Genomic DNA, 17,981 nt, shown 5'->3' with positions numbered 1-17,981 from the left:
ACCGACCGATCAACGACTGCGGAGGGCCCTGACGAAAGACAGGACCATCGAGACGAAGACGATCGCCCAGACGGTCAGGGCGATCCAGTACCAGTGGTGCCCGATCCATTCGATCGCCGGCACATGGTCCGACCGGCCCAGGCAGATGCTCGCCGCTGCGTACATGCCGACAGGGAACACCATGCTCCACAGTCCGGCCGCATATGTCATCGGCACCCGGTGGACGGCATGCCTCCAGACTCCCGCGGCGACGAGCGCCGGGATGAGCCACGTGGCGATCGCCCACAGCAGCGCCGAGGAAGCGCCGACCAGTACACGTGTCGCCTCGAGCAGGGGAGCGTCGCCGAGATCGAGAATCCGCGAACCCGCAACGATCGTGATTGCCAGTGCCCCCATCGTCACCCAATACGGAGCATCGAGGTCCTTGGGCCCGAACCGATGTTGAAGCACGCGCACGCCGATCGCAATCACGCAGACGACGTAGAGCGCCAGTCCAACGGCCCACATGATCACCGCCGCGAGCGCGAGGAATGTGACCAGACCGGGTGCGGCATATGCGGTGTTCGGAAGCTCGATCCCCAGGCTCGCGGCGACCACCGCCACTGACTGAGCGGCCACCGCCCACACAAGCCACGTGCCGTTCACCCCTGCAGATACCGGCCGTGTGCTCGATCCGAGGATCGCGGTGAAGGGAATCCCGTACCCGAGCACCAGCCAGAGCAGAACGCCGAGACCGAAGAAGGCGAGGGCCAGCGGGATCATGCCGAAACCGACGAGCCCCGTCGCCAGGACATTCGTGCCTGCCACAGCGGTGAAGAAACCGAATGCCCGGGAGGGATCATGCAGGTCGGCGCGAACTGCTTCTGGATATCGGAGGATCCGCACCACGGTGAGTACGGTGAAGAACACATACAGAGCGACGGCGAGCCAGAACAGACCCACTGACAGCGCGTGCAGCTCTTTGAGCTCGGCACCGATCGACACGATCCCGGTCGCCATCACAGAGGCGAAACATCCGGGTGCCAGCGTTGAAGGGCTCAGCCCCCACCGTCTGTGCAGTCCGGTGAGGTTACGATCGGCCGTGCTCATTCGCTCCTCATTCTCGTCGCCGTGTGTCGGGGGACATCGACGTCTTCGATAGTACGACCCCACCCTTGAAGCCGCGTTGCAGCCCCGCCCTCCTGGTCCGCGCCGCGGCCCCCACCGAGAGGCCGCCGAGAGGCCGCCCGATGGCCTCTGTCCGGAGAATCGATGTGCAATTCGTGACATCTGGGTCTTCTCGAGTCACTCTCCCATCATTTTCATGAGAGAATTCACTAGTGTTACCAGTGAGTAACTTCACGTGGAGTCGCCCGCTCCACACCCCCACGTGCCGGTGGTGGCGTAGTCTGCAGTCACCTGCGCGGTGCAGAATTCTCCGGCACTGACCGGATCGACGAGGGCACAGACGATTGGGAGCGATGGCTATGGAGAGCACTAGGGACACTCTCGCCGAGGACACCGACATCGACGCGCCAGCGGTCGCGCTGCGCGGTTGGTCGCTGTCCGGCAAACAGGGCGATGTGTTCACCGATATCGACCTCGAGGTGCCGACCGGTGCCATTGCCGTCGTCCGTGGGCCCGCCGGCAGCGGGAAGACCTCTCTCCTCCTGTCCTTGGCTGGAAGGATGCGGGTCTCCGAGGGGGAGGGCCGCCTCGGCGATATCGATATCCGCAAGCGGGCCCGCACCGTGCGCGGGCAGGTTGCTGTCGGACATATCGGTGGGCTGACGGACCTTGAGGACGACTTCACGGTTGCGCAGCACGTCGCCGAACGACAGATCATGCTCCAGCCCTGGTACAAGCCGTGGGCGTCGAAATCGACCCTGCGAGAGGTCATCGGTCTCATCCGGGACACCTTCACCACGGCTACGGAGATCATCGATGAACTCCCGCCGGGGACGTTCTCGAAGCAGGACGCCCAGCGCGCGGACTTCCTCATCGACGATGACGGAGAGGTATTCGTCTCCGAGCTGAGTGAGCTGCAGAAATTCTTCCTCGAATTCGGGCTGGCGAGCCTCAGCCGCCCACCTGTCGTCGTCATCGACAATATCGACTACCTGCGCGAATCCGCCGACCGAGCCCGTGCTTGGGCCGGGATCCTCATCTACCAGCAGCTGCGCAGATCACGGGATCTGGAGAACCCGCTCACGGTCATCGTCTCCTGCGAGGACTCGAGTGAACTCGACATCGCCACCAGATCGCTCGGCTTTCGCGCGGAGCCGCCGCTGGTCGAACTCGAACTGCCGCCCCACCCTCCCGCTCAACGCGGGTCCAAACACTGAACTACCTGCCCCACGTATACGAATCCGAGGAGATTCCCGAATGTTCTCCCTGCCCTGGTTAGAACTCTCACGATTCAAACGCCACACGATCACGCGCTTGGCGATGATCGTCATCATCGTCATCCCGTCGATCTACGGCGGGCTGTACCTGGCTTCGAACTGGAACCCGACCGAGCACCTCGACAAGCTGCAGGCGGCAATCGTCAACGAGGATACCGGCGCGGAGAAGCCCGACTCGGACGGAGAGAAGCTCAACGCCGGTCAGGAACTCGTCGACGAGATCACGCCGAAGGGCGAAGGCGGATTCGACTGGCAGGAGACCAGTCAGAAAGAAGCCGACGAGGGACTGGCCGAAGGGAAGTACTTCGCGGTCCTCGAGATCCCCTCGGACTTCTCCGAGATGCTCGTGTCGACCGGAGGTGACGATCCGGAGCAGGCAGGGCTGCAGCTGCGCACCGACGACGCCCACAACTTCATCGTCGGACAGGTGGCCGGGACCATCCTCTCCGAGATCAAGGGCGGACTGAGCAAGACGACGACCGCCGAGTACGTCAACCAGGTGTATCTCGGATTCAACGACATCCATTCGGAGACGGAGAAAGCTGCAAACGGTGCGTCCGACCTGCACGACGGAGCAGGCCAGCTCCACGACGGCACCGGAGAGCTCGTGGACGGGACGACGAAGCTCGACAAAGGAATCGGAACGCTGCAGACCGGGCTCATCGACCTCGATCAGGGTGCGGGCGAGCTGAAGAAGGGCAGCGGCGACCTCGCCGACGGAGCCGATACCCTGGCGAAATCCACCACCGAGGCGAAGAACGGATCGAAGAAACTCGCCGACGGTGCCGGGCAGGTCGCCGACGGCACCTCAGAGCTGCGCGATACCGCCGATGAGGCGACGGAGAAAGCCGAAGACGTCAAACGCAAGGCCGACGACGTCGTCGACGGAGCGCGGCCGAAGCTCGAGCGCGCCGAAGGGGACTTCGACGACGCCCGCACCACCGTGCGCGGGGACATGGACGACCGGATCAAGCAGCTGAAGGAGGACTATCCGGACGACCCGAACGTCAAGAAACTCGCCGAGGATGCCAACGGCCTCGGCGAGGACCTCGATTCCGCGCACAAGCGCGCCTCCGATGCCAAGGATGAAGCCAAGAGCCTCGAGGACAAGCTGACCGACGCGGTCGACGGAGTGATGGACAAGATCCGCACGGCCGATAAGAAGATCGGTCAGCTCGACGACGGAGCGCAGAAGGTCGCGACTGGTGCCGATGACCTCCATTCCGGTCTGGTCAAGCTCGACGCCGGAGCAGGCAAGCTCGCCAAAGGGGCCGGCGACCTGCATGACGGGGCCGTCCAGCTCAAGGACGGCACGGCGAAGGCCGAAGACGGAGTCGGTGATCTCAAGGACGGTTCGGAACAGCTCGTCGACGGGTCGACCGAACTCGACAAGGGTGCGGGCAAGCTTGATGACGGTTCCGGAGAACTCGCCGACGGGCTGGAGAAAGGACTCGAGCAGATCCCGACCTACGACAAGAAGGACCGGGAGAACCGTTCGGATGTCGTGGCGGTTCCCGTCGATGCAGACAAGGTCAAGGACAACGCCGTCGATGCCTATGGCGAAGGACTGTCCGCGTTCTTCGTCTCCCTGGCTCTGTGGATCGGCGGAATGATCACCTACATGGTGCTCAACGCCATCCCATACCGAGCACTGTTCTCATCGGCCACCTCGTCGCGCATCGCATGGGCCGGCTACGTTCCCGGGCTGCTGTTCGGCATCGCCCAAGTCGCGGTCCTCTATGCGATCCTCGCCTTCACCTTGGACTTCTCGGCCGGATCGTGGTTGTGGACACTGCTGTTCTCGATGCTCGTGGCGGCCTGTTTCCACTCCGTGCACCAGTTGTGTGTCGCGGCCTTGGGCGGTGTCGGCAGGCTGATTGCCCTGGTTCTGCTGATGCTGCAGATCGCATCGGCAGGCGGAACCTATCCGGTGGAGACGGCGCCGAAGGTCTTCCAGATCATCTCGCCGTTCCTGCCGATGACGCACGCGGTCAGCGGCCTGCGCACACTGGTTGCCGGTGGTGACATGTTCATCGCCGCGCAGGCAGCCGTGGTCCTGCTGCTGATGACTGCAATCTGTCTGGTCGCCACAACTGTGGTCTGCAGCCGCAAACGCATGGTCACGCTCACTCAGCTCCACCCGAGCCTGCAACTGTAGGCCGGGCCGGGGCTCGGCTGGCGGCTCAGCCTTCGAGGTAGCGCAGGTACCGTTGCGGGTCGTGGAGGAAGCGGCGCCAGTGATCGACCATTTCGAGGTCCTCCCATTGGGATTCTCGCAAGCCCCAGTCGCCGACCTCGATGATCTTCGCACTGTCGGCTCTGGCGAGGATGGGGGAGTGGGTGGCCATGACGGTCTGCAGGCCCTTCCGCTGGCGTTCGCGGACGAGCTGAAGAAGAGTCAGCGAGGCTGTGAAAGACAGGGCGCTCTCCGGCTCGTCGAGGATCCACAGTCCCAGCTCCATGAAACGGCTCGTGAGCATGTCGACGAACATCTCGCCGTGCGAGCGCTGAGCATAGTGATAGCCGCGCATTGAATCGACGCTCATGAGATAGGCCATGTTCTCGTGCATCGTTTCAGCACGGAGGAAGAACCCGCTGCGATTCGTCGTCGCTCCGCGCACGATCTGCAGGTGTTCACTCAGCTCGGGAGGGGCCTCGACGTGATCGCGCACCTCCCAATCGGAGCCGCCGCCGTGCGGGAGCTCGAGGGCCGTGGCGATGGCCTCGATGATGGTCGACTTGCCTGAGCCGTTCTCGCCGACGAAGACGGTCGTCCGATCGAACTCGAAGCCGGACAGAACGTCGCGAACGGCCGGCAGATCACGCAGCCACGGGCTCAGCTCCGGAGGGGCCAGGGAATGCTTGGCCACTGATCGCAGCGGCAGATCGATGCGGGGATCCATGTCTGGGACGGTATCGCTCGGCCCCGACACGACCGCGGATCCTCCACCTGGCGGCCGACCCGAATGCCGGCACAGTCTGCAGCGACTTCCCGGCTACCCGAGCGCCAGCCGCACGGCCAGCACCACAAGCACGACGGCGATGACGATGTCGAGGACTTGCCAGACCCGCGGCCGTCCCAGGTATCGGGAGAGTCCGCGGGCGCCGTAGCCGATGACGAGGAACCAGCTGACCGAGCCGAGCATCGCCCCGAACGTGAACGGCCATACCCCGTCCGGGCCCTGCTGATTCGCGAGGTTGCCGAGCATGACGACGGTGTCGATGTAGACACCGGGGTTGAGGAACGTCAGCGCCAGTGTGGTGACGATGATGGACTTGAGGGTCCGCTGGTGTGTGTCCGCCTTCAGCCCGGTGGCTTCGCGCGCCGATTTCAGGCTCGTCCACGCGAACCACAGCAGGTAGGCCACGCCCAGCCACCGCAGGACTTCGAGCGCCCACGGCGCGAGCAGCACGATCGCCCCGATCCCCACTGTGCCCGCCGCGATGAGCAGCACGTCGGCGACGATGCAGATGGTGACCACGACGCCGAGGTGCTCGCGCCGGATCCCCTGCCGCAGCAGGAGTGCGTTCTGCGGGCCGACGGCGATGATGAGGGACCAGCCGGTGAGGAGTCCGGTGACGAGATGAGTGAACACGGACTCAACAGTAGAGACCGATAGTTCAGAAGAAAAACAACAGAATATGCATCTGATGCACAATTGCTTCATGAACATCGATCACGTCAAGGCGCTCGCCGCCGCTGTCGACGAAGGCACCGTCGAGGGAGCGGCCTTCGTTCTGGGCATCACCGCCTCGGCGGCTAGTCAGCGCATCCGCACACTCGAGTCCCGCCTCGGGCAGGTGCTCATCCGACGAACGAATCCGATCACCGTCACCGGGGCGGGGCAGGCGATCCTCCGCTACGCCCGGCAGGTTGAGCTGCTCGAGTCCGAGGCGCTCGACCGGCTGCACGGCATCGACGCCGACTCCCTCGGAAAGGGGCGGTCCGGAGCCGAGCGGAGTGAGCCCACCGTGCTGCGGGTGGGTGTGAACGCCGATTCGATGGCGACGTGGTTCCGTCCGATCTTCGCCGAGGCGGCCGACTGGGACGATGTCGTCCTCCGCATCGAGATGGTCGACCAGGACAAAGCGCTGCCGCTCCTGGCATCGGGGGAGGTGCTCGGCACGATCACCTCGACAGCGACGGGCGGCTATGGGACGACGGTCGCCGACCTCGGGGCGATGCGCTACGTCGCCGTGGCCGAACGCTCCCTGCTCGATCGGCATTCCACCGGCACCGAGGCGGATCTGACCGTGCTGCCGATGGTGAACTTCGGACAGGACGATGACCTGCAGTTCGAGTTCCTCCGCCGCTGCGGAATCGACGGGAGGCCGCCGATGTCGGTGGTGCCGGGGTCGGCGGAGTTCGCGGCGGCGGTGGAGGCGGGCCTCGGCTGGGGGATGGTGCCGGTCATGCAGCTCGACGGTCTGGACGCAGACCTCGTCGAGATCGGCGCCGATCCGCATATCGACGTCCCGCTGTACTGGCACCACTGGACGTTGGCCTCGGACAAACTGGCCAGACTCACCGAGTCGCTGGGGCGTGCGGCCGCCGCCATGCGGTGATTCTCTGCCGGGCCCCGATCATGGCTCGCCGTGCCGCTCAGGGCGGAGGAGTTCGTCGATCGTCCACTTGATCTGCTCATGGATCACGTCGACGGTCGTGGTCTCCGGCTTGATGATCGCATGCAGGCTGAGGCCGTCGATGGTGGTGAAGAGCAGGGTGGCTGCCGGTTTCACCGCGTCGGGGTCGATATGCCCTTCGCGGGCGAGCTGATTCAGCCAGCGATGCAGGGCGTCGTAGGTGATTTCGTGGGCGTGCTCGAGAAGCCGGTGGGAGACACCGCGTCTCTCTGGGCCGAGGGCGTGCAGATGCATGCCGAACCACGCCTCGAGCTGAAGATCCCGGTGCTCATGATTCGGCAGGAACTGGGCGCAGCACTCGTACAGACGGTCGGCAGGGCTGACCGTTGTGTCGGAGATGGAGAAGTCGTTGACAACGGTATCGAAGGCACGCCGCATGACGGCTTCGTGGAGATCGGATTGGGTGGGGAAGTAATGGCGCAGCGTCGATGGTCCGACTCCTGCTTCCTTGGCCACTGCGCGAACGCTGAGGTTTGCATGCCCAGGCTGCGACCCCTCAGCTAGGCGAATCGCCGCGGCGATGATCTCATCTCGCTTCGACAACCGTGACTCCTTGCTTCATTGACAACGATAGTTCTGCTCAGTGTATAGTACGTTGTACTAGTACGGTGTGCCAACGCGTCGAAACGGCGTGGCAGGAACAGCGTGCTGACCCGACCAGAGGACCCGAACGGAAGAAGAGAGAGCCCTCATGATCGACAGTCTGCAGGAATTCGCCGGAAACTTTCCCGACTGGCTGCAGTGGGCGGGCGTTCTGCTCGTCTCGGCCATCCCCTTCGTCGAGTCGTATTTCGGCTCCGTCATCGGAGTTGCCATCGGCCTGCATCCCGTGGTCGCCATCGTCGTGGCCGTCATCGGCAACGTCATCTCGATGCTCGCCTTCGTTTATGGGGCCGGTGCCATCCGCGACAAGGCGACGAAGAACAAAGAGGTCGAGGAGAAGCCGAAACGACAGCGGCTCAAGCGCATGTTCGACAAATTCGGCGTGCCGGGAGTCTCGCTGCTCGGCCAGACGCTCCTGCCTTCGCAGATCACATCGTCCGCGATGGTCGGCTTCGGTGCGAACCGCAATGTCGTAGCCTTCTGGCAGGTCATCTCGATCATCCTCTGGGGCGTCCTCTTCGGAGTGCTTGCTACCTTGGGCATCGAGCTGGCGCTGCGCTGATTGGTCAATTTCGGAGAGATGATGAACCCCGGCCTGGATGACTTCGCACAGAAACTGACGTCGATCGGTCATGTCGACCGCATCAGTGAGACGTCCTTTGCTGTGCGCACTGCTGATCCGGTGCTGCCCAGGTCGGCGATTGTGGAAACAACTCAGGCGGATCTCGAGTTGCGGCTCACCGACCTAGTCGGCGGGCACCCGGAGCAGATTTGGGGCCAGCCTGGGCTGACGTCTGACGAGGCAGCCTGGCGGCTGCTGGCCGTGCATGTGGAGGAGACCATCGACTGCATGGACGAGGATGGTCAGACGGTTGTGATCCTCGCGGGCGGTGTTTCGGTCAAGGGCAAGTAGCCCTTCCCCGAGGCGGCCGACCGTCAACTGCCCGTGCAGGCAGTCGTGTCACACCCTCCACCTAGACTGGCCCCATGACGGAATCCACCTCGACATCCCCACCCGCGGCCGAATCGTCCGGTGCCCCCGACGACTTCGCGATCGAGGCGCAGCGCATCCTCGCCGAGCTCACCGCGAATCCTAACGCGCAGTTCCGCGACGGCCAGCTCGAGTCCATCCGTGACCTCGTGCAGGCGAAGAAACGCGTCCTTGTCGTCCAGCGCACCGGGTGGGGCAAGTCCGCGGTGTACTTCGTGGCTACTCGGATGCTTCGGGCTTCAGGCACCGGGCCGAGCCTCATCATCTCCCCGCTGCTGGCACTCATGCGCGACCAGATCGCCGCGGCCGAACGTGCCGGAGTCCGCGCCGCCAGCCTCAACTCCTCGAACGTCACCGAATGGGACTCCGTGCTCGAGGACCTCAAGGCCGGCAGCCTCGACGTCCTCCTGGTCTCCCCGGAGAGGCTGAACAATCCGCAGTTCCGCGACGAAGTGCTGCCGCAGCTGCTGGCCTTCCTCGGCCTCATCGTCGTCGACGAAGCCCACTGCATCTCCGATTGGGGCCACGATTTCCGCCCCGACTACCGCCGCATCGGCCGGATCCTGTCCGAACTGCCACGTGACACCCCGGTTCTCGCGACGACCGCGACCGCGAACTCCCGCGTCGTCACCGACGTCGCCGAACAGCTCGGCGACGACACCACCGTCGTCCGCGGCGAACTCGCCCGAGATTCCCTGCGCCTCGGCGTCCTCCCAGGGCTCGACGCCAGTGCCCGCATCGCCTGGCTGGCCTCCCATCTCAACGACTTCACCGGGTCCGGAATCGTCTACACGCTCACCGTCTCCGCCGCCGAGGACATCACCCGAATGCTGCGCGAACAAGGCCACGAGGTCCGCGCCTATACGGGCCGGACCGATGCCGAAGAACGCGCGGAACTCGAGCAGCAGCTCAAGGACAATCGGATCAAGGCGCTGGTGGCCACCTCGGCGCTGGGCATGGGATTCGACAAACCCGACCTCGGATTCGTCATCCACATCGGCGCGCCCTCCTCAGCCGTGGCCTACTACCAGCAGGTCGGCCGAGCCGGCCGCGCCACAGACTCCGCCGATGTCCTCCTGTTGCCCGGAGCGGAAGACGAACAGATCTGGGAGTACTTTGCGACCGCATCGATGCCCAATCAGGACGACGCGAACGCCGTGCTCGCAGCCCTCGCCGAGGCGGACTGCCCCCTGTCCGTGGCCCGCTTGGAAACTTTGGTCGGAACCAAACGCTCCCGACTCAACCTGCTGCTCAAGACCCTCGAGGTCGAAGACGCAGTGTCGAAGGTAAAGGGCGGATACGTCTCGACCGGGCTGGGGTGGACCTATGACCGGGAACGCTATGAGAAGGTCGCGGCCGTCCGAGCCGAAGAGGCCCAGGCCATGCTCGATTATGAGGCGACCGGGCAGTGTCGGATGGAGTTCCTCATCCGTCAGCTCGACGATCCCGACCCGAAACCCTGCGGCCGCTGCGACAACTGTGCGGGAGTGTGGTTCTCTGCCGAGATCTCCGACGAACAGCGCCAAGCGGCGGCCGGCAACCTGCACAAGATCGGCCTGCCGATCGAGCCGCGCAGCACCTGGCCCAGCGGATTGGCCAATATCGGTGTCCCTCTCAAAGGGCGGATCCCGGCTGAAGAGCTCGCCGAGGAGGGACGTGCCATCGCCCGCCTCTCCGACCTTGGTCAGGGGCAGAGTCTGCGCTCGTTTCTCGCCCCTGATGCTCCCGACGCCGAGGTGCCCGGTCAGATCGGCAAGTGGTGTCTGGAAGTCCTGGCACAGTGGAATTGGAAAACACGGCCCGAGGTAGTCGTATCGATCCCGAGCAACCGACGTCCCGTGACGGTGCGGTCTCTGGCCGCGAATCTCGCCGCGGCCGGCCGACTTGTGGACGGCGGGGAACTGCTCCAGGTAGGCGATCACGGCACCCCTGATGTCAACAGTGCTTTCCGCGTCAAGGACCTCTATGAGGCCTTCGTTGTTCCTCCGGAAGTCGAGGAGGCAGCGGCCGGGAAGTCAGTGCTGCTCGTCGACGACGAGGTCGTCTCGCGGTGGACGATGACGGTCTGTGCACGATTGCTGCGGCGAGCAGGAGCAACTTCGGTGCTGCCGTTTGCCCTTGCACTGCGGGCCTGAACGTCAGGCCCACCGCAGGTCTCTGACCAGCCTCGGCGTCGACCAGCGTCCGACCTGCCCTGCCCATGTCGACCACGGGTAGGAGAGGCGGACATGGAAATAGTTGACGTACTCGGCCACAGCGAACAGCCAGATGACGATGATGAGAACCGCGCTGAGTGAAACGCCGGGCCAAGCGACGACGATGCCGATGAGTGAGGCGAGAAGCACGATCGGGTTGCTGACTCGCAGAAACCGATAGATTCGAGCGACCGGTCTTGGAATCGGGGCCGGCAGATGATGCCGAGCGACCAGCCAATAGACTCCGGCTTGGACGAGGATGAAGAGCAGAGGGATCAGCCCTGACCACAGTGCGGCCTCGGCCCGATCTGCCGCGATGAAAGCGAGACGTGCCGGGACAATCGCGAAGACCGCTGCGGCGACGATCTCCCCGAGCCCGAGACTGAGGAATCGTCGCCGCAGCGGTGCAAAACGGTCGGTGTCAGTCACAGCCGGATCAGTGGCTGCCGCAGAGCAGCCGACCGAACCAGTGCCGTGCCGCCTCCGTGACGGTCACAGATTCTGCTGAAGCTGGAACGTCGCACCTTCCGGATCGGTGACCGTGACGATGCGTCCGTACGGGGAGTCTTCGGGACCGGCGTGCACCTTGCCGCCGAGCTCGGTCACCTTTCCTGCCGCGGCATCGGCGTCTTCGACGTTGAAGTAGGTGCGCCAAAAGGAGTTCTGTGCCCACTCGCTGGCGTCACAGATTCCGGCCACAGCCTCGTCACCATCGCCGTGCGTCGAGTACGGGAAGCCCTCCATCGGGGTGATGTCGAATGAGAAGACGTTGCCGTAGAACTCGTTCGCAGCCTGGTAGTTCGTCGTCATGAGTTCGAACCACACGGGGGTTCCCGGAGTGAGCGGGGTATCGAAGCCGGAGAACTCACCGGGCTGCCACATGCCGATAGGTGATCCCGTCGGATCGACGACGACGGCCATCTGGCCGAGTGGGCCGACGGGCATCGGGCCGACGACGTCCGCAGCACCGGCACCCAACGCTGCTTGGTGGACTCCGGCGATGTCCCCAGTGTGCAGGTAGGTCGACCAAGCCGTGGGCATCTCCGGGCTCGGGGTGCCGTCCATGTTCATGGCTCGCATGGCGCCGCCGACGTTGCCTCCGTCCTTCGTGATCATGTTGTAGTGGCCGAAGTCCTCACCCATGTCGGTGAATTCCCAGCCGAAGAGCTGATTGTAGAAGTTCTGGGCGGCATCGAGGTCCTGGCAGACATAGTCGATCCAGATCGGCTGGCCTTCGCGGGGGTTGGCAGGCATTGCGTCTCCTCTTGTGATGGGTGGAAGTGAGTTGCAGTGAATGGTGCCGACGGCAGGGGGATGACCCTACTGCCAAGCGCGCGTGAAATCCGCGAAGCAGTCGGTCAGCGCCGCCTGCAGAAGCGGACCGAAGGTCACGCGCCCGACCCCGAGCTCAGCGAGCTGGGCGAGGTCGAGTTCTTCGGGCACCGCGCCCTTGATCGGGTGCGCGGTGACGTTGAGCGGCAGAGTGATCTGCGCGAGGATCGACTTGAGTGCGCCCACATCGGGCAGACGGACGGGATAGACGGAGTCCGCGCCTGCGTCGGTGCACAGACGCAGACGTCGGACCACCTCGGCGGTGGGGTCTTCGAAGTCGCCGGGATATTTGAAAACGTCGGTGCGGGCGTTGATGACGACGTGGACTCTTTGAGCCTCGGCCGCTTGGCGCAGGCTCCAGATGTATTCGGCGTGCTCCTCGGGGCTGCGCATACTGCCCCGACTGTGGACCGTGTCCTCGATATTCACACCGATCGCTCCGGCCTCGAGGAGGCCTGCGATGAGCTCGGGAGCGGGGGTGTCGTAGCCGGATTCGAGATCCGCGGTGACCGGAACATCCACCGCCGAGGTGATCCTGGAGATCCCCTCGAGCGCTTGCTCGAGCGTCATCTGCTCACCGTCGCCGTGGCCGAGTGAATCGGCCAATGGGTGCGACCCGACGCTCAGAGCGTTGAAACCGACGTCGACCATCGCACGAGCCGACCAGGCATCCCAGACGGTCGGCAGCACGAGAGGTTCGTCCTGGTGATGCCCCTGCAGGAGGGTGAAAGCGCGTTCGGCGAGAACCGTGTAATCGACCATGGTCAATACTGTTCCACTGTTGTGCCTCGACACGCCAGGGGTCGGACTGGTTCACCAGAAGGTTTCAGGCAAGCGCAGTGATAGCGTGAACAACATCCGATGTCGCCGTACGGAGGAGCAGAGGTGGCCGGTTCGGGCACCATCCGCGTTTCGCCCAAACCCGAGCGGGTGTGGGCACTTCTCGCCGTGCTTGCCGGCATGGCCACGATCCTCATCGAGATTCCCGCTGCGCTGATGTCCGAAGGCGGCTATTCGTTCACGCAGCAGCCCATCAGCCATCTGGGGATGACCGGATGCGGGGACTGGGGAGACGTCGGAACCCCGATCGAGGTCTGCTCGCCGGCCCATCCCTTCGTCAACGGTGTTTCCATCATCGCCGGATCGATGCTTGCGATCATCGCCTTCATCTGGCATGACTGGATCGCCCCGAGTCGCTGGGGCAGGTGCGGGTCCTTCCTGCTCGCCGCCGGCGGAATGCTGTTGGCCGGAACCGGGATGTTCCCCGCCGATATCGATCCGACTCTGCATACTGTCTTCGGTTTCGGCGGATCCGGAATCCAGAATCTCGGTCTGCTCGCCGCGGGCGTTGCTTTGACTCGCTGGACCGAGAAGCGCTGGATCGGTCCCGTCGAATTCGGCGGGCTCACGCTCGGACTGGGCGCGTTCGGTCTCGCCGGAGCACTGTTCTTGGCCGCTCCCGAGACTTGGAACCTGCCCGTCGGCATTGTCGAGAGAGCCGCGTCCTACCCGTTCCTCATCTGGTTCATCCTTGCCGGATGGATGCAGCTGCGTGACGCCTCCAGGCGAAAACGCGAACTCGCTTCAGGGCGCTGAGTCTCTACAGCCGCGGAGTCCGCGGCGGCACCTGGCGACGGTTGCCCGTCGCCTCGAACGCTGCGGCGATCTCGATGAGCGCATTATCGTCCCAGCCGCGCCCGGCGATTGTCAGGCCCACGGGGATTCCGGTGTCGGTCATCGTGCCCATCGGCACCGTCACCGACGGGATTCCCAGATGACGCGGCACGAGGTTGCCGTTGGCCACCCATGTGCCGTTGCGCCATCCCAGGTCCGCAGACGTTTCATTGACGTCCATGTCCGCCGGGCCCACGTCGGCCATCGCCGGGAAGATCACCGCATCGAGAGCGTGGGCGTCCATCCACTCTTCGAGGTCGACCCGCCTCGTCTCCTCGAGCCCGCGCACGCCGGACTCAAGTTCAGGGATCTCTACCGGCGACGAATAGCCGTGGGCCCGCACCTGTTCGGGGTAAGTTGCGATGTCATCGTCGAACCCGTCGTACCGGTCCGGCAGCGCACCGGCTGGGTGGGGGAAGATCAAGGATCCGTCCACCTCGGCGAGGGTGTTCAGTTTCGGGTCGCCGTTCGCGGCGAGGAAGTCATCCCATCCCCACGACGAGAGGTCGTTGATCTCTCGATCGAGGTAGGAGGCGGTGACGAACCCCCGCGTCGCGATCGTCGGCGCACCGGGCCGGTCGCCCTCGTAGTTGCTCACGACCGGGAAGTCGGTCTCGACCACCTCGGCGCCTGCGGATTCGAGATCGGCTCGCGCCGCCTCCCATGCCTCGATCACCGAGGCGCGGGTGTCGATTCGCTGACCGGTGGGCCCGCCGATACCGCCGTCCGGGTTCGTTCCGGCCTCGTCATCGGCGTTGATGTACATCCGTGGCACGCCGAGGCGCTTGCCGGCCAACACCGTCTGTGCCGCCGCGAGCGTTTCCGGCAGCAGTGCGGCATAGGAGTCAGGGCGCACCGCGCTCGCCTTCGGGATGTCTACCCAGGGCTGGACGCGCCAGAAGTCCCCGCGAGTCCGCTCGTCGTCGGCGACGATGACGTCGAGGACCTCTGCCAGATCGGCCATTGTGCGAGTGTGGGGGACGACGACGTCCATGGTCGGCACGAGCGGCCAGTTTCCGCGCACGCTGATGACCCCGCGTGAGGGGGTGTAGGCGATGAGCGCATTGTGTGACGCCGGTGCACGACCCGATGACCAGGTCTCCTCGCCGAGGCCGAAGGCTGCGAAGCTCGCCGTCGTGGCCGTTCCCGAACCGTTCGACGAACCGGAGGCGAAGGCGCTGGTCAGCCAGTCGGCGTTGTAGGGACTTTCGGCGCGGCCGTAGAGTCCGCGCTGCATGCCGCCGTTGGCCATCGGCGGCATATTCGTCAGGCCCAGGCAGATGGCGCCGCCTGCGCGCAGCCGTTCGATCGTGAACGCATCCCTCTGCGCGATGAGGTCGGCGAAGGCCGGAGACCCGGAGGCGACCGTGAGGCCCGCGACCATGTAGCTGTCCTTCGCGGTGTACGGGATCCCGTCGAGGGGGCCGAGCGTACGGCCCGCGGCGCGGCGTTCGTCGGAAGCGGCCGCCTCGGCGAGGGCTTGCGGGTTCTTCACGATCACAGAGTTGAGCTTGGTGTCGGTGTCGGGGCCGTCGAATGCGGCGATCCGATCCTGGTAGGCCTCGACGAGCTCCACCGAGGTGGTGCGGCCGTCCTCGAGGGCGGCTCGCAGATCGGCGATGGACGCTTCGACGACATCGAACTTCGACATGATCTTCCTCCGGGCACTCGACGGTGCGTGCGCGATGTGGGTGTGTTCCTGCCCAGAGTAGCGCCGATCCGGTTGGGCTGCGCTGCGGATTTCGTTGTCGACGGCCAACGAGAACGTCTTCTACGCATTGTAGAATGGTGGTGGAGATGGTCTCCGAACTGTTCCCCACTGAGGCAGTCGCAAGGATGTGATGACATGCCGCGAAGAGTGAACGACTATCGAGGACTGGCCGAGGTCAGTCGGGTCCTGTTGCTGGGTGCCGTGCAGAATCACCCGGGCAGCCGTCTCAAGGAGCTCGCCGACGAGGTCGGATTGCACACGAACACGGCCCGTGACCATCTGCGGGTGCTCGTCGAGGAAGGGTTCGTCTATCTGCAGCCCGAATCGACAGGAGTGAGGGGCAGACCGCCGATGGTCTACCATCCGGTCGACGATCCGGAGTCGAACTCCGCCGCGGCTGAACGCATCGCCCGCGCACGCGAACATCACGACGTGCTGACCCGCCTCATGGCCGGAGCGGAGCTGCGTCCGACCGGCCTCGACGCACTCGGCGACCAAGCAGGCATTCAATTCGATCTGCTCTACGAACATCTCGACGATTCGGGAATGGAGCCCGAGCCCGATGCCGAAGAGCTGCGGATTTCATTGGCTCCATGTCCGCACTATCGGATGGTGGGTGACGATCGTGCGATCGCCTGCGGCATCCACGCAAAGATCGTCAAAGACCTCCTCAGCCAGGTGTCGGGTCCGCTTGAACTTGACCGGCTGCAGCCGTTCATTTCGGCGGACACCTGCCAGATTCTGCTGCGCGACGCCCACTGCCCGGGCACCTCAATGGAGTCGGAAGCCGGACCGGGGGACGGTGCCGCGCAGGACTCCCAGCCCTAGCAGGGCCTCGATGCCGGCTCGGATTCGCAGGACGATCCTCAGTAGTCGATGGTCTCCCATCCGCGGCGCTGCGGCTGACGTTGCCAGTCCTTCGAGCGGTAGATGATGTACGGCCTGGTCAGGTAGCCCAGTGGGGCGGCAAAGACGTGGACGAGTCGGGTGAACGGCCATAGCGCGAAGATGAGGATCGCGGACATGACATGGACCTTGAAGCCCAGTGGTGCCTGTGCCATGAGGCTGACATCCGGCTGGAACATCCAGAACTGACGGAACCACACGGACACGCCCTCACGATAGTCGTATCCGCCGAGGGCCGAGTCGAAGATCGTCGAGTACACCCCGGCGAAGATGACGACTGCGAGCATGAGGTACATCAGCTTGTCGAGACGGGTGGTCGCACCGAAGACCCGGTTGTTCGTCCTCCGGCGATAGATGAGCAGGACGAGCCCACCGACCGTCGCGGCCGCGGCGCCCAGGCCCACCGTGATCGCCATGAAGTGGTACATGTGGTCGGTGATGCCCACGGCAGAGGTCCAGGTCTTCGGGATGCCGAGGCCGATGACATGGCCCAGGAAGACGAAGATGATGCCGTAGTGGAACAGCGGCGAGCCGATCCGCAACAGCTTCGATTCGTAGATCTGACTCGACCTCGTCGTCCACCCGAACCGGTCGCGGCGGAAGCGCCAGACATGGCCGAGGACGAACACTGCCAGCGCCATGTAGGGGATGATCACCCACAGGAACGTCTCGAGCACTGTCGGTGAGTTCATGATCGCTCTCCTGTCACTTCCGTCAACGGAATGAATGTCTGTCCTCCGCCTGGCGAGCAGCCGCCCGGGGCCGCCTGGGCCGAGCCGGGCGGCATCGAGGCGTGAGGTGCCGCTGCCATCGCCGCCGCAGTCTCGGCCGCACTAGGCGGAGCGTCACCGTACCCGCCGAGCCCGTCGAGGCCGACGGTCTCCGTGGCCGGGCCCTCGGCGGCCAGTCGTTCGACGGCGTGGATGTCGTCACTGTCGAGGGCGGGAAGGGTGGCGCAGACGGCGCGGATCGTGCCCGCCCAAGGAGAGCTGATCTCGGTCAGGTGCAGGCGCAGCAGCTCGATCCCGGCCCGGTTGGCCAGCAGGATCCGCACTCCAGCATCGAGATCGTGCCCGGCCGCGAACTCGAGAACGTAGGAGAGATGGTCGGGAAGCTGTGTCTCATCCGTGTCCAGGCCCGCCGTCCGATAGATCTCCTTGATCTCCAGCAGGGCCTGCCCGCGCTTGCGTGTGTCGCCGTTGGAGAAATATGTGAGGAACAGGCAGCCGCGCCGCCTGGTATCGAAAGTCTCGACATAGTCGGCACGCAGACCGATGGGATCACCGGCACCGAGGTGGCCGATCGTCGCGCCGAGATCCTCCTTCAGGTGATCTGGGACTTCTGCATGGTCCAGCAGTGCTGAGATCTGCGGAAGCCGTTCAAGCAGATCCTCATCGGGGTAGTCGACGAGCCACGATGCGGCTGCGAAGACGGCTCGCAGCGCGTCATCGTCGATCCCCGGGGCCGTCTGCCCGCCGGACTCGGCATGCGCGGCGGCGAGTTTCGTCCACTTGGACAGGAATTTCAGCGGTCTGTACATC

At 64.6% G+C, this 17,981-nt stretch carries 18 protein-coding genes; 8 read left to right on the top strand and 10 right to left on the bottom strand.

The features are described 5' to 3' along the window. Positions 1–9 precede the first annotated feature (9 nt). Positions 10–1,089 (bottom strand): tellurite resistance/C4-dicarboxylate transporter family protein, encoded by a 1,080-nt coding sequence (locus tag D3I60_RS00445; RefSeq protein WP_262773974.1) that lies wholly within the window; start codon positions 1,087–1,089, stop codon positions 10–12. Positions 1,090–1,466: 377 nt separating this feature from the next. Between D3I60_RS00445 and D3I60_RS00440 the strand changes: the two genes are divergently transcribed. Together D3I60_RS00440 and D3I60_RS00435 are read left to right on the top strand one after the other, a co-directional pair. Further along, positions 1,467–2,324 (top strand): ATP-binding cassette domain-containing protein, encoded by an 858-nt coding sequence (locus D3I60_RS00440; protein ID WP_262773973.1) that lies wholly within the window; start codon positions 1,467–1,469, stop codon positions 2,322–2,324. A 40-nt stretch (positions 2,325–2,364) separates the two neighbouring features. Further along, positions 2,365–4,542 carry a YhgE/Pip domain-containing protein gene (locus D3I60_RS00435; protein WP_262773971.1) on the top strand — a complete coding sequence of 726 codons (2,178 nt, stop codon included), beginning with the start codon at positions 2,365–2,367 and terminating at the stop codon, positions 4,540–4,542. 25 nt (positions 4,543–4,567) lie between these two features. Here D3I60_RS00435 and D3I60_RS00430 read toward each other — a convergent pair whose 3' ends face one another. Next, positions 4,568–5,287: an AAA family ATPase gene (locus tag D3I60_RS00430; RefSeq protein WP_262773969.1), complete on the bottom strand. Its 720-nt coding sequence runs from the start codon at positions 5,285–5,287 to the stop codon at positions 4,568–4,570. Between the two features lie 93 nt (positions 5,288–5,380). Further along, on the bottom strand, positions 5,381–5,980 hold the full coding sequence (locus tag D3I60_RS00425; RefSeq protein WP_262773967.1) for a LysE/ArgO family amino acid transporter: 600 nt from the start codon (positions 5,978–5,980) through the stop codon (positions 5,381–5,383). 70 nt (positions 5,981–6,050) lie between these two features. Between D3I60_RS00425 and D3I60_RS00420 the strand changes: the two genes are divergently transcribed. Further along, complete coding sequence (locus D3I60_RS00420; RefSeq protein ID WP_262773965.1) at positions 6,051–6,950, top strand: ArgP/LysG family DNA-binding transcriptional regulator; 900 nt, start codon at positions 6,051–6,053, stop codon at positions 6,948–6,950. An 18-nt stretch (positions 6,951–6,968) separates the two neighbouring features. Here D3I60_RS00420 and D3I60_RS00415 read toward each other — a convergent pair whose 3' ends face one another. Further along, positions 6,969–7,571, bottom strand: a complete 603-nt coding sequence (locus D3I60_RS00415) for a TetR/AcrR family transcriptional regulator (protein WP_262773964.1) — start codon at positions 7,569–7,571, stop codon at positions 6,969–6,971. Positions 7,572–7,719: 148 nt separating this feature from the next. On the opposite strand from D3I60_RS00415, the gene D3I60_RS00410 reads away from it, so the two are divergent. From D3I60_RS00410 to D3I60_RS00400, 3 genes are all read left to right on the top strand, one after another. Continuing rightward, positions 7,720–8,193 carry a hypothetical protein gene (locus tag D3I60_RS00410; protein WP_262773962.1) on the top strand — a complete coding sequence of 158 codons (474 nt, stop codon included), beginning with the start codon at positions 7,720–7,722 and terminating at the stop codon, positions 8,191–8,193. An 18-nt stretch (positions 8,194–8,211) separates the two neighbouring features. After that, on the top strand, positions 8,212–8,544 hold the full coding sequence (locus D3I60_RS00405) for a hypothetical protein (protein ID WP_262773960.1): 333 nt from the start codon (positions 8,212–8,214) through the stop codon (positions 8,542–8,544). 74 nt (positions 8,545–8,618) lie between these two features. Continuing rightward, positions 8,619–10,757 (top strand): RecQ family ATP-dependent DNA helicase, encoded by a 2,139-nt coding sequence (locus tag D3I60_RS00400; RefSeq protein WP_262773958.1) that lies wholly within the window; start codon positions 8,619–8,621, stop codon positions 10,755–10,757. 3 nt (positions 10,758–10,760) lie between these two features. Here the strand turns inward: D3I60_RS00400 and D3I60_RS00395 are convergent, their stop codons facing one another. From D3I60_RS00395 to D3I60_RS00385, 3 genes are all read right to left on the bottom strand, one after another. Next, positions 10,761–11,246, bottom strand: a complete 486-nt coding sequence (locus tag D3I60_RS00395; RefSeq protein WP_262773956.1) for a hypothetical protein — start codon at positions 11,244–11,246, stop codon at positions 10,761–10,763. 63 nt (positions 11,247–11,309) lie between these two features. Then, positions 11,310–12,071, bottom strand: a complete 762-nt coding sequence (locus D3I60_RS00390; RefSeq protein ID WP_262773954.1) for a VOC family protein — start codon at positions 12,069–12,071, stop codon at positions 11,310–11,312. Positions 12,072–12,137: 66 nt separating this feature from the next. Next, complete coding sequence (locus D3I60_RS00385; RefSeq protein ID WP_262773953.1) at positions 12,138–12,911, bottom strand: isocitrate lyase/PEP mutase family protein; 774 nt, start codon at positions 12,909–12,911, stop codon at positions 12,138–12,140. 99 nt (positions 12,912–13,010) lie between these two features. On the opposite strand from D3I60_RS00385, the gene D3I60_RS00380 reads away from it, so the two are divergent. Beyond that, positions 13,011–13,745 carry a DUF998 domain-containing protein gene (locus D3I60_RS00380; RefSeq protein ID WP_262773952.1) on the top strand — a complete coding sequence of 245 codons (735 nt, stop codon included), beginning with the start codon at positions 13,011–13,013 and terminating at the stop codon, positions 13,743–13,745. 4 nt (positions 13,746–13,749) lie between these two features. On the opposite strand, the gene D3I60_RS00375 is transcribed toward D3I60_RS00380, so the two are convergent. After that, positions 13,750–15,474 (bottom strand): amidase, encoded by a 1,725-nt coding sequence (locus tag D3I60_RS00375; RefSeq protein ID WP_262773951.1) that lies wholly within the window; start codon positions 15,472–15,474, stop codon positions 13,750–13,752. A gap of 195 nt (positions 15,475–15,669) precedes the next feature. Here D3I60_RS00375 and D3I60_RS00370 point away from each other — a divergent pair, with 195 nt between their 5' ends. Then, on the top strand, positions 15,670–16,362 hold the full coding sequence (locus D3I60_RS00370) for a helix-turn-helix domain-containing protein (protein ID WP_262773950.1): 693 nt from the start codon (positions 15,670–15,672) through the stop codon (positions 16,360–16,362). 38 nt (positions 16,363–16,400) lie between these two features. On the opposite strand, the gene narI is transcribed toward D3I60_RS00370, so the two are convergent. Further along, a complete protein-coding gene (gene narI / locus D3I60_RS00365) occupies positions 16,401–17,132 on the bottom strand; it encodes a respiratory nitrate reductase subunit gamma (RefSeq protein WP_262773949.1) in 732 nt (243 codons plus the stop codon). Beyond that, positions 17,129–17,980 (bottom strand): nitrate reductase molybdenum cofactor assembly chaperone, encoded by an 852-nt coding sequence (gene narJ, locus D3I60_RS00360; RefSeq protein WP_262773948.1) that lies wholly within the window; start codon positions 17,978–17,980, stop codon positions 17,129–17,131. Before narJ ends, narI begins: the two co-directional genes overlap by 4 nt. Between the last annotated feature and the right edge of the window lies 1 nt (position 17,981).

Origin of the sequence: Brevibacterium permense, assembly GCF_025506275.1 — a bacterium.
Classification (GTDB): Bacteria; Actinomycetota; Actinomycetes; order Actinomycetales; family Brevibacteriaceae; genus Brevibacterium; species Brevibacterium permense_A.
The sequence above is the reverse complement of the archived record's forward strand: the minus strand, read 5'-3'. Positions and strand labels throughout refer to the sequence as shown.